The following is an 11,977-nucleotide window of genomic DNA, read 5'->3' on the forward strand; positions in this document are numbered from 1 at the left end:
CATGGCTCAGCTCACTTGCCAAAGGCTCTGCGTCGGCTATGAGGGAAAGTCCGTTCTGCAGGAACTCAATTTTGAGGTTTTTGCAGGCGACTATCTCTGCATCGTAGGAGAAAATGGTTCCGGCAAGAGTACACTTATGAAAACGATTCTCGGCTTGCAGCCACCTATCAGCGGCAAAATTTTGACAGGCGATGGGCTGAGGAAAAATGAAATCGGCTATCTGCCGCAGCAGACCGTTGTCCAGAAGGACTTCCCGGCAGCCGTGAGAGAAATCGTTCTCTCCGGATGTCAGGGACGCTGTGGCAGCCGTCCTTTTTATAGCAAAGAAGAAAAGCAGCTTGCGGCGGCGGCTATGGACAGGATGCAGCTTGCGCAGCTTGCAAAACGCTGCTATCGGGAGCTGTCCGGCGGACAGCAGCAGAGGGTTCTGCTTGCTCGTGCGCTGTGTGCCACTCGAAAAATGTTGCTTCTCGACGAGCCTGTTTCCGGGCTTGATCCCAAGGCGACAGCGGAAATGTATGCGCTTATCGAAGAGCTTAACCGAAACGATGGCATTACGGTAATTATGATTTCGCACGATATTACTGCCGCAGTTCAATATGCCAGCCATCTTCTGCATATTGGAGACACCGTTTTTTTCGGAACAAAAGCGGAATATCTCAGAAGTCCGCAGGGGCGGCTGTTTGCCGCAGAGAAGGGGGGCGATGAACAATGACCGCTATTTTGGAAAAGCTGACCCTCTATTGGACATATCCCTTTGTCCGCTATGCGCTGGTAGTCGGTGTGCTGATTGCGCTATGCTCGTCTTTGCTGGGCGTGACGCTGGTGCTGAAACGGTTTTCCTTCATCGGCGACGGACTTTCCCATGTGGCGTTTGGCGCAATGGCGATTGCCGCCGTGCTGCAAATCACAAATGAAATGCCACTGGTAATGGTCATTACGATCAGCAGCGCCGTGTTGCTTTTGCGTACAGGGCAGAACGCGAAAATCAAGGGCGATGCGGCGATTGCCATGATTTCGGTGGGAGCGCTTGCCATCGGCTATCTGGTGATGAATATTTTCTCCACCTCATCCAACCTTTCGGGCGATGTGTGCAGTACACTGTTTGGCTCCACCTCCATCCTGACACTGTCTCCTGTAGAAGTGTGGCTTTGCGTTGGAATGTCGGTGCTGGTTGTGGTGGTGTTTATCCTGTTTTACAATAAAATCTTCGCTGTGACCTTTGATGAGGACTTTGCAAGGGCAACCGGCACAAAGGCAGGGCTTTACAATCTGCTGATTGCAATCGTTGTTGCCATCATCATCGTGCTGGCAATGAACCTTGTCGGCTCTCTGCTCATCTCCGCACTGGTAATTTTCCCGGCGTTGTCCGCTATGCGGATGTTCAAGAGCTTTCGTAGTGTGACGATCTGCGCCGCAGTTTTGTCGGTGTTGTGTTCGCTGATCGGTATTCTGGCATCTATCCTCGCCGGAACACCGGTAGGCTCGACAATCGTTGCTGTTCAGATTGTCGCTTTCGCTCTATCGTGGCTGACAGGTACAGCTATCGGAGGTGTGAGAAAATGAAAAATCTGTTTTGCGTAGTACTGATTGCCCTAATGCTTTGCTCTCTTGCCGCCTGCGGAGGTGAGGAGGATAAAGAGACAGCCGATAATCAGACACCGAATACCTCTGCTTCACAAAATCAACCGATGGAAAAGGAATCGGTGTCTGCGCCTGCTGCCTCTGAGTCTGTGCAAAGCGCAGACGGCATTGATGTTGATCTGACAAAGCTCAGCAGTACAATGGTCTATTCTGAGGTTTACAATATGCTATACACCCCTGATGATTACATTGGGAAAATGGTTAAAATGAAGGGTGCTTTTGCATATTACGAGGACCCCGAAACAAAGGAGCAATATTTTGCCTGCATTATTGCCGATGCGATGGCTTGCTGTTCACAGGGATTGGATTTTATTCCGACCGACGAGTACACCTATCCGGACGATTATCCGGAGCTAAACGCAGAGATAACAGTCACAGGAACCTTTGAGATTTATGAGAAAAACGGAATAAAGTATTGTAGGCTTGCGAATGCTGCGATTGAGAGCTAAGGCTGATGGTGTGCTCTGCTTTCCGAAGCATGATTCAAAAAGTGGTGACAAGAAAATGCTCTGTATGCTGCATTATAATTTGCTATCAGAGAAGGGCTTATAATTAAATATCTGAACGAAACAAAGGCAGCTGACGAAAAAATTACAGCTGTCTTTGTTGTTTGAAAAATTGCGTATACAGGAGGGCAAAGGGCTGTTTTGTGTAAATGCAAGAAAAAAGCAAGAATATAAGCGTGGCGTTTTTTGCGAATGATGTTAAAATAGCAATATATGTATCGCAAAGGAGGAGCTATTTCGTGTCAAAAACAACCTTGATTGATTGTTGTATCAAAAAATACGCTTATCGTGAAATATCGGAAATTTATAAAGAGATTGGGGCTTCCCCGCAGGGACTGTTTCCCGAACAGGTGGATGGCATGCGCCGGAGATACGGCGAAAACAGCTTTGCAAAAAGGAAGAAGGATACCATGCTGCGCTGCTTGCGTCGTGCCTTTATCAACCCGTTTCATATTATTCTTTTTGTGCTTGGGATGATTTCCTTGGCAACCGATGTTGTGCTTGCCTCTAATTTTGCCAGAAACGCCACCACTGCTATCATCATTTTCTCCATGATTTTGACGAGCGGTGTAATCCGTCTGATTCAGGAGCTGCGGGCGAAGAATGCGGCGCAGCAGCTGGAACGGCTGATTCACGAAAGCATTACAGTTCGGCGAGCGGGAGATCTGCAGGAAATATCGGCGGAAGAATTGGTGGTCGGGGATATTGTTCTGCTTTCGGCGGGAGACCGCGTGCCTGCGGATATCCGTTTGACGAAGGTCAGTGATTTATTTATTTCGCAGGCTGCCATCACGGGCGAAAGTGCGATTCTGGAAAAAAATTGCAATACCCTCAGCTATGGCAGTACGGAAACGCTGACACAGCTTGAAAACCTTGCCTTTATGGCAACAACGGTTATCGGCGGCAAGGGCGAGGGAATTGTGCTTGCGGTTGGGAAGGATACGTTATACGGCAGCTTTGAAAAATCGGATGCAGAGGAGAAGCAGTCATTCCAAAAGGGTGCCAATTCGATTGCATGGGTAATGCTTCGCTTTATTGTGGTGCTGATTCCCATTGTGTTTGTGCTGTTAAGGCTGACGGGCGGAAAATGGTTGGAATCCTTTGCGTTTGCGCTTTCCGTTGCGGTAGGGCTGATGCCGGAAATGCTGCCGATGGTAATTACCGCCTGCCTTGCGAGGGGCAGCCTGAGCATGAGCCGTAAGCAGACCATCATCAAGGATATCAACGCCATGCAGGGCTTTGGCAGTATGGATGTGCTTTGTATGGATAAAACGGGAACGCTGACGAATGAGAGCATTTTGCTGGAATACTACATGGATGTGCTGGGGAACGAAAGCACAAGGGTGCTGGATTTTGCCTTTTTGAACAGTATGTATCATTCGGGTGTCTGCAATCCCATTGATAATGCCATTCTTGCGTGCCAGACAATGCCGGGGCGCAGTGCGTATTATACAAGATTGCTTGCGCAGTATCAAAAAACGGACGAGATTCCGTTTGATTATGCCCGTAAATTTGTCAGCACGCTTGTGACGGAGGCAGACGGAGCAGGGCAGCTCATTATCAAGGGGGATATTGCGCATGTTGTGGCGCGCTGCGGTTTTGTGGAATATCGGGATGCCGTTTTGCCGATGGATGAGGACAAAATGCGAAGCGTGGCCTCTGTGGTGGATGAAATGCTGCAGGATGGGATGAAGGTGATTGCTGTTGCACGAAAGAGGATAGAAAAGCAAAATCGGATTTTGCCGGAGGATGAACAAAGCATGATTTTGATGGGCTATCTTGCCTTTTTTGATGCACCGAAGAAAACCGCAAAAACCTCTGTGGAGGCGCTCAAAAGGCTGAAGGTTACCCCGAAGATTCTGACGGGAGACCAAGCAGATGTGGCAGTTTCCGTCTGCCGCAGGGTGGGGATTCCTTCCGAAACGGTGCTGACAGGTGCGCAGATGGATGAGATGACGGATGCAGTACTTGGCGCAGCCGTTGAAAAAATCCATGTTTTTGCGGAGCTGACACCGGGGCAAAAGGTGCGTCTGGTTTCCGCCTTGAGCCAAAATGGGCATACTGTCGGATTTTTGGGGGATGGCATTAACGATATTCCTGCACTTTGTGAGGCAAATGTAGGCATTTCGGTGGATACTGCCGTGGATGCGGCGAAGGATGCGGCGGATGTGGTGCTGTTGCAAAAGGATTTGGGTGTGCTGGAGCAGGGCATTTTGGAGGGGCGAAAAACTTTTACCAATATGCTCAAATATATTAAAATTACAGCAAGTTCGAACTTCGGCAACATTTTTTCCATTGTGTGTGCCAGTGCGTTTTTGCCGTTTTTGCCAATGACCTCCTTGCAGATTTTGCTGTTGAATCTGCTGTATGATGTGCTGTGTATCATTCTGCCCTGGGATAATGTGGATGAGGAGGAAACTCTTTCTCCAAGGGATTGGTCCGGGAGGACATTGGGGCGGTTTATGCTTTCCTTTGGGCCAATCAGCTCTTTGTTTGATATCGTGACGTTTTTGTTTTTGTATTATATTCTCTGCCCGATGCTGTGCGGCGGAGTGACGTATCAAAGCCTTACCGATTCTGCAATGCAGATGCAATATATAGCTCTGTTTCAGACGGGGTGGTTTTTGGAGTCCATGTGGACACAGGTGTTGATTTTGCATTTCCTGCGTACACGAAAGATTCCCTTTGTGCAAAGCAGACCATCTGCACCGGTGATTTGCATTACCCTTGCGGGTATCATTGCTTTTACCGCAATTACCTTTACCAAGGGGGCGGCATTTTTCGGCCTGACGCATTTGCCATTTTGGTATTTCATATTTTTGTTGATTGTGGCATTGCTGTATATGCTTCTGACAACGGTGGTTAAGGCCTTTTATCAGAAGAAATATCATGAGCTGATTTGAAAGGAGGAATCCGTCGTGAAAAAGAAGATTGGTTTTGTTTCAATGGATTCTGTCCTTGCACAATGGCTGCTGGAGAAGCTGATACAGGAGCCGCCGGAAAGTGAATGTGCGGAGGATTTGCTTTCGGGCATACATGATATGCTCAGCGGAGAGGCAACGTCACTGCTTTTGAGTACCTCGAAGGAGGCGGAGTCCTCTCTCCCGCCCTCCGATGAAATACGAATCGGTGCGCTGGAAATTTATCCGAAGAGCAGGAGAGTGAGGATGCAGGGAGCGGAGGTTTCTCTTACGCCGAAGGAGTTTGAAATCCTCTATTTTCTTGCACAAAACAGAGGAGAGGTTTTTACAAAGGAGCAAATCTATAAAGCGGTTTGGTCTGAAAATTATCTTTTGGATGATAGCAATATCATGGCGTTCATCCGAAAGCTGCGAAAGAAAATCGAACCCAATCCGGATGAGCCGAAATATATTCTGACGATTTGGGGCATTGGCTATAAATTTAATGATCGGGTGTAACAAATTTGGCGGGCATATTTTTGTCCGCCAAAATTCTTGCTAAATCGCAAGGAAATCGCAAGGTTTTAATCATGTGATTTTCCTTGCGATTTTTGTATTCTGTGAAAGGCACCGAGAGAAATGGTACCTACAAGCCATTGGTTTGCGATTGCCATGATTGCATGGTTCATTGTGGCAGGCTTTGATGTTTGGTATATCGAAAAAAGCAATCGGTATTACAGAAAATAATCGCAGAAAAAGGAGGTATGAGAAATGAACAAGAAAGAAAACCGCATGGCTGTGCGGCAGACGGTGGAAAAGGCAGTGCTGCGGGATGAGCAGAACCAGCGTATTCAATTTGCGGCTGCCAATCCTGTGCAGGAGGTTTTGAAAAGCCTGCATACCACCCTGCGGGGACTGGATGCAGAGGCAGTGGCGGTCAGCCGCACCAAGTACGGCTCAAATAAAGTGACACATGAGAAAAAGCAATCTCTGGCGAAATGTCTGGCAGGTGCTTTTATCAATCCATTTACGGCGATTTTGTTCTGTCTGGCTGTGGTATCCACCATAACGGATATGGTGTTCCCTTATTTTGCACTTTTGGGGAGCGCGCCGGAGGACTTTGATCCCTTAACCGTAGTCATCATTTTGACAATGGTTATTATTTCCGGCACACTGCGCTTTGTGCAGGAATCCAGAAGCGGCAATGCAGCGGAAAAGCTGCTGGCAATGATAACAACGACCTGCACCGTTACTCGCAGAGAGCAGGAAAAGATAGAAATTCCGATGGATGATTTGGTTGTGGGCGACATTGTGCATTTGGCGGCAGGGGATATGATTCCTGCGGATGTCCGCATTTTAGAGGCGAAGGACTTATTCATCAGCCAATCCAGCTTGACGGGCGAAAGTGAGCCTATCGAAAAAACACCGAGCAGAAGTGTGCAGAAGGAGAGTATAATCGATTATACCAATATTGCATTCATGGGAAGCAACGTGATTTCGGGCAGTGCAGCTGCGGTTGTTGTCAGCACCGGAGACGCTACGCTGTTTGGCTCTATGGCATCTGCGATTGCAGGGGAGGCTGTGGAGACGAGCTTTACCAAGGGGGTCAATGCGGTTTCGTGGGTGTTGATTCGGTTTATGCTTGTCATGGTGCCTCTTGTTTTCTTTATCAACAGGATTACGAAGGGGGACTGGCTGAATGCCTTTTTGTTTGGCATCTCGATTGCTGTCGGCTTAACACCGGAAATGCTGCCCATGATTGTGACAACCTGCCTTGCCAAAGGTGCGGTTTCGATGAGCAAAAAGCAGACTATTGTGAAGAATCTCAATTCGATTCAGAATTTTGGTGCGATGGATATTCTTTGCACCGACAAAACAGGGACACTCACGCAGGATAGAGTTGTTTTGGAATATCATTGGAATGTAAACGGCGAGGATGATACAAGAGTACTGCGCCATGCCTACTTAAACAGCTATTTCCAGACAGGCTATAAAAACCTGATGGATGTGGCGATTATTCATAAAACGGAGGAGGCAGAGGAGACCGATTCCAGATTACTGGATTTGTCCGAAAACTACGTGAAGGTGGATGAAATTCCCTTTGATTTCACACGCCGCCGTTTGACAACTGTGGTGCAGGATAAAAACGGAAAGACGCAGATGGTAACCAAGGGGGCTGTGGAGGAAATGCTCTCCATTTGTGCCTATGCAGAGTGCGACGGCAGTGTGCATCCTCTTACGAAGGAGGTTCGCCGGCGGATTTTGAAAACAGTGGATGAGCTGAATGAAAAAGGCTTCCGTGTGCTTGCGATAGCACAGAAAAGTAACCCTTCTCCTGTAGAGTCTTTTGGTGTGAAGGATGAGTGTGATATGGTGCTGATTGGATATCTTGCCTTCTTAGATCCCCCGAAGGAATCCACGGCAGATGCCATTCGCGCATTGCAGGCGCATGGCGTGACAACAAAAATTTTGACGGGCGATAATGATAAGGTAACACGCACCATTTGTAAGCAGGTGGGGCTTGAGGTACGCAATATGCTCCTTGGCTCTGATTTGGACGGCATGACGGATGAAGCCCTTGCAAGAGCGGCAGAGACAACGGATGTTTTTGCAAAGCTGACACCCGACCAGAAATCCCGCGTGGTTTCGGTTCTGCGGGGAAACGGGCATACGGTTGGCTTTATGGGGGATGGCATCAATGATGCCGCCGCTATGAAGTCTGCGGATATCGGCATTTCTGTAGATACTGCGGTTGATGTGGCAAAGGAATCGGCAGATATCATTCTTTTGGAAAAGAATTTGATGGTTTTGGAGCAGGGAATCATCGAGGGGCGCAAAACCTATGCGAATATGATGAAGTATATCAAAATGACAGCATCTTCCAATTTCGGCAATATGTTTTCGGTATTGGCGGCATCTGCACTGCTGCCCTTCCTGCCGATGATGAGCGTGCATTTGATTTTCCTGAATTTGATTTATGATTTATCCTGCACAGCAATCCCTTGGGATAATGTGGATGAGGAATTTATCGCAAAGCCGAGAAAATGGGATGCCTCCAGTGTGGGCAGCTTTATGATTTGGATTGGGCCTACCAGCTCCATCTTTGATTTCACAACTTACATCTTTATGTATTTTGTGTTCTGCCCGCTGTTTATCTCGAAGGGGATTTTGTTCAATGACTTGGCGGCACACTATAGCGGCGCAGAGCTTGCGGCAATGCAGGCGCGGTATATCGGGCTGTTCCAGGCAGGATGGTTTGTGGAATCCATGTGGAGCCAAACACTGGTTATTCATATGATTCGTACCCCTAAGCTGCCGTTTTTGCAAAGCCGTGCCTCTGCCTCTGTGACACTTCTGACCATGACAGGCATTGCCGTTTTGACAGTGATTCCCTTCACGGCATTCGGAAGAGTGCTTGGGTTTGTGGCTTTGCCCGCTGCATATTTTGCATATTTGATTCCCTGTATTCTGCTGTATATGATATTGGCAACCAGCTTGAAAAAAGCCTATGTTCGTCATTATGGCGAGCTGTTATAGGAGGTGTAGGAAATGATGAATTGGAAAGAAATCTGGGTATCGCTTTTCGGAGGCTGTGAATGGCTTGGCTTGAATATCGGCTTTTGGGTATCCATGGCTGTGGTAATCGGGATTGTTATTCTGATGAATGTTGTATTTTGGGGCATGAAGCCGCAAACGCAAAAGAAAGAAAAATAAAAGCAGGAGGTCTTTTTCGCTTTTGGAAAAGGCCTTCTGCTTTTTTGATATAGCTGTATCCATCCCTTTTGCAGGGTGCTTTTGCGTTGGCTTTACAAACATTTAACGGAAAGAAGGGCTTTTATTTTACAAAAAAATCTTATCATAAGACTGTATCCTTTTGCCATGAAGCAGAAGGGTGCGATCTTTTATATATATTAAGGAGGGAAAGAATGATTGCTGCAGTGATTGACATCGGTTCAAATACAATGCGGATGTCTGTATATAAAATCGAAGGACAGAAATTTACGGTTCTGCTTTCAAAAAAGGAAACGGCAGGCTTGGTCAATTATATCACAGAGGGGGAAATGTCCGAGGAGGGCATTGGTGTTCTTATTGATGTGCTTCAACAATTTTGCAGTTCCCTAGAGGAGATTTCCGTTAATAGCATCAATGCCTTTGCAACGGCATCCCTGCGAAATGTTGCCAATTCCGAACAGGTGCTTGCGCGCGTTTTTCATGCGGTTGGGCTGAAGGTAGAATTGCTTTCGGGGGAGGAGGAGGCGATTTTGAGCTTTTCGGGAGCGGTTCATGCTTCTCCGTTTGCGGATGGCTGTCTTTTCGACTTGGGCGGCGGCAGTACGGAAGTTGTCGCCTTTCGGGAAAGGAAGCCCTATTATGCCAAGAGCATGAATATTGGGTGTTTAAACCTTTATAAACGATATGTCAAAAAAATTTGGCCAAAGAAGCTTGAAATTGAGGAGATGAAGCTGTTTATCGAAAGAAATCTTGCGGAGGCGGCATTGCCGGAGCATCCACAGCCGTTGCTGATTGGTGTCGGCGGTACGGCAAGGAGCCTGCTGGAGCTTATCAATCTGCGGGAAAAGCGGGATGCTTCCCATAGGGAAATTACAATGGAGGAATTGCATACATGCGTTTCCTTTCTGCTGAAAAGGGATACCAATGCCAAGGATGCGGTGCTGAAGAAATGTCCGGATCGGATTCATACGATTATACCGGGGGCGTTGCTGATGCAGGCCTTGGCGAAAAAAATGAAGGCAGAACGGTTATACATTAGTGAATATGGTGTAAGAGAGGGTTATTTATGGAAAGAGTTTATCAAAACAACGATTTGAGTTATACGCAAAACAGAGAATTAAGCTGGCTGCAATTTGATTTGCGAGTGCTGGAGGAGGCGGAGAACGAGGAGGTTCCTTTACTGGAAAGACTGCGGTTTGCCTCGATTTTTACAACAAATCTGGATGAATTTTTAATGGTTCGTGTCGGCACCCTGATTGACCTTTCCATTGTGGAGCCGGATGAGCGGGATAACAAAAGCGGCTTAACACCTGCCGAGCAGCTTGCAAGGATTTATGAGGCGGTTCCGCCGATGCTGCGCCGCAGAGAAAAGGCTTATGCGCATATTATGAAGCAGCTGAATAAACAGGGGATAACAGAGGTGGATATTTCTGAATTAAAGGGAAAGGAAGAAGCCTTTGTGCAGGAGTATTTTGATAAAAATATTCGTCCCTTGCTGTGTCCGCAAATTATCGACCGCTCCCATCCGTTTCCTCATTTGAAAAATAAGGCATTATATGCGGCGGCACTGCTGCGCGCGGGAGAAAAGAAGATTTTGGGAATCGTAGGTGTACCGGATGCACTGCCTGCTCTGGTCTATTTGCCGACAGAAAAGGGGGTTCGCTTTTTAAGAACAGAAAGGATTGTGCTGGAAAATTTAAATCGAATTTTTAAAATTTATACCGCAGAGGAGCAGGCGATTATTTGCGTAACCAGAAATGCGGATATCAGTCTGGAGCATGACGAAATGGGAGAGGAGGCACCCGACTACAGAGAGCAAATGTCTAAGCTGCTACGTGCAAGAGACCGCTTGGCACCCGTTTGGCTTGAGGTGGAAGGGAATACCCATAAATTAGGGAAGCTGCTGGCTGAAAAATTGGGCTTGAAAAAATATCAGGTGTATTATGCAAAATGCCCCGCAGTGCTTTCTTGGGCATATCAGCTTGCGGAGGATAGAAAGGATTTGCTTTATCCTGCCTTCCATTCGCAAAAGCCTACCTATTTAACGGAGGATATGCCGATGAAGCAGCAGATTCGCCAAAGAGATATTTTGCTGTTCTATCCCTATCATTCCATGCAGCCGTTTTTGAATTTGCTGAAGGAGGCGGCCTGGGATAAATCGGTTGTTTCCATCAATATTACATTATACAGATTGGCACGAAATTCTCAGGTTGTAAAGTATCTGGTTGAGGCTGCGGAGAATGGGAAGAATGTTACGGTTTTGGTAGAGCTGAGAGCCAGATTCGATGAAAAGAATAATATCGAGTGGGCAAAGGTGCTGGAGGAGGCAGGCTGCCGCATCGTTTATGGGCAGGAGGGCTTTAAATGTCATTCCAAGATATGCTTGATTACATATCAGGAGCGGAACACGATTTCCTACATCACGCAAATCGGCACAGGGAATTACAATGAAAAAACAGCAGGACTTTATACGGATTTTTGCTTGATGAGTGCGAATGAGGAGCTAGGACAAAATGCGGCTGCATTTTTTTCCAATATGTTGATTGGGAATTTGGAGGAAAGCTATTCCCGCCTGCTGATTGCGCCCTATGATATGAAAAAGGGACTGCTTCGCTTGATTGACAATGAGATTGCAAAGGGGAAGAATGGCAGAATCATCATTAAAACAAATTCCATCACAGAGCGGGATTTGATTGATAAGCTATCCGAGGCCTCCTGTGCAGGCGTGCAGATTGATTTAATCGTGCGTGGGATTTGCTGTATTTTACCAGGGATTCCCGAAAAAACCGAGAATATTCGCGTGACGAGCATTGTCGGGCGCTTTTTGGAGCATTCCCGTATTTATTGCTTTGGCAAGGGAGAGGCACGGCAGATTTATATTTCCTCGGCAGATATCATGACAAGAAACCAGCAGCGCAGGGTGGAAATTGCTGCCCCGATTCTTTCCAAGGAGCACAAGGATTGGTTTTCCTTCTATCTGGATTTGATTTTGATGGATAATGTGAAGGCAAGAGAATTGACCTCCTTGGGTACTTATGTGAAGAAGGGGAAAAACGGGAGAGATAAGATTGGTGTGCAGCAGTATTATATTGACCATCCCATCCAGTTTGCAAAATCTGAGATACAGAAAAACGGTTTCCTGTGGAGACTGGAAAGATTGCTTGCAAGGGTGTAAGGAGAAGAAAGAGGGAAAGA

Annotated in this window: 9 protein-coding genes and 1 pseudogene; all 10 read left to right on the top strand. The window is 47.1% G+C overall.

Translation table 11 applies throughout. The features are described 5' to 3' along the window. Position 1 precedes the first annotated feature (1 nt). The 10 genes and pseudogenes from EJE48_RS09450 to ppk1 all read left to right on the top strand — a co-directional run bounded on the left by EJE48_RS09450 (position 2) and on the right by ppk1 (position 11,957). On the top strand, positions 2-715 hold the full coding sequence (locus EJE48_RS09450; protein WP_118578820.1) for a metal ABC transporter ATP-binding protein: 714 nt from the start codon (positions 2-4) through the stop codon (positions 713-715). Next, positions 712-1,566: a metal ABC transporter permease gene (locus tag EJE48_RS09455; protein ID WP_174707777.1), complete on the top strand. Its 855-nt coding sequence runs from the start codon at positions 712-714 to the stop codon at positions 1,564-1,566. The genes EJE48_RS09450 and EJE48_RS09455 overlap by 4 nt, the downstream gene beginning before the upstream one ends. Further along, positions 1,563-2,093: an LptM family lipoprotein gene (locus EJE48_RS09460; RefSeq protein ID WP_118578818.1), complete on the top strand. Its 531-nt coding sequence runs from the start codon at positions 1,563-1,565 to the stop codon at positions 2,091-2,093. The genes EJE48_RS09455 and EJE48_RS09460 overlap by 4 nt, the downstream gene beginning before the upstream one ends. 296 nt (positions 2,094-2,389) lie before the next feature. Then, positions 2,390-5,053, top strand: a complete 2,664-nt coding sequence (gene mgtA / locus EJE48_RS09465; protein ID WP_118578816.1) for a magnesium-translocating P-type ATPase — start codon at positions 2,390-2,392, stop codon at positions 5,051-5,053. Between the two features lie 15 nt (positions 5,054-5,068). Then, complete coding sequence (locus EJE48_RS12875) at positions 5,069-5,569, top strand: winged helix-turn-helix domain-containing protein (RefSeq protein WP_016408523.1); 501 nt, start codon at positions 5,069-5,071, stop codon at positions 5,567-5,569. A 132-nt stretch (positions 5,570-5,701) separates the two neighbouring features. After that, positions 5,702-5,797: pseudogene (locus tag EJE48_RS12880) on the top strand (DUF3784 domain-containing protein); the annotation flags it as partial. A 24-nt stretch (positions 5,798-5,821) separates the two neighbouring features. Beyond that, positions 5,822-8,587: a magnesium-translocating P-type ATPase gene (gene mgtA / locus EJE48_RS09480; RefSeq protein ID WP_118578814.1), complete on the top strand. Its 2,766-nt coding sequence runs from the start codon at positions 5,822-5,824 to the stop codon at positions 8,585-8,587. A gap of 12 nt (positions 8,588-8,599) precedes the next feature. After that, a complete protein-coding gene (locus EJE48_RS09485; protein WP_118578812.1) occupies positions 8,600-8,764 on the top strand; it encodes a hypothetical protein in 165 nt (54 codons plus the stop codon). A gap of 212 nt (positions 8,765-8,976) precedes the next feature. Further along, positions 8,977-9,879 (top strand): Ppx/GppA phosphatase family protein, encoded by a 903-nt coding sequence (locus EJE48_RS09490; protein ID WP_016408520.1) that lies wholly within the window; start codon positions 8,977-8,979, stop codon positions 9,877-9,879. Beyond that, a complete protein-coding gene (ppk1, locus tag EJE48_RS09495) occupies positions 9,849-11,957 on the top strand; it encodes a polyphosphate kinase 1 (RefSeq protein ID WP_016408519.1) in 2,109 nt (702 codons plus the stop codon). The genes EJE48_RS09490 and ppk1 overlap by 31 nt, the downstream gene beginning before the upstream one ends. The last annotated feature ends 20 nt before the right edge of the window (positions 11,958-11,977 follow it).

It is taken from the genome of Anaerotignum faecicola, assembly GCF_003865035.1.
GTDB lineage: Bacteria > Bacillota > Clostridia > Lachnospirales > Anaerotignaceae > Anaerotignum_A > Anaerotignum_A faecicola.

Coding starts and splice junctions, on each gene's coding strand:
- mgtA (WP_118578814.1), top strand. CDS start 5,822: ATGAACAAGAAAGAAAACCGCATGGCTGTGCGGCAGACGGTGGAAAAG.
- EJE48_RS09450 (WP_118578820.1), top strand. CDS start 2: ATGGCTCAGCTCACTTGCCAAAGGCTCTGCGTCGGCTATGAGGGAAAG.
- EJE48_RS09460 (WP_118578818.1), top strand. CDS start 1,563: ATGAAAAATCTGTTTTGCGTAGTACTGATTGCCCTAATGCTTTGCTCT.
- ppk1 (WP_016408519.1), top strand. CDS start 9,849: ATGGAAAGAGTTTATCAAAACAACGATTTGAGTTATACGCAAAACAGA.
- EJE48_RS09455 (WP_174707777.1), top strand. CDS start 712: ATGACCGCTATTTTGGAAAAGCTGACCCTCTATTGGACATATCCCTTT.
- EJE48_RS09490 (WP_016408520.1), top strand. CDS start 8,977: ATGATTGCTGCAGTGATTGACATCGGTTCAAATACAATGCGGATGTCT.
- EJE48_RS09485 (WP_118578812.1), top strand. CDS start 8,600: ATGATGAATTGGAAAGAAATCTGGGTATCGCTTTTCGGAGGCTGTGAA.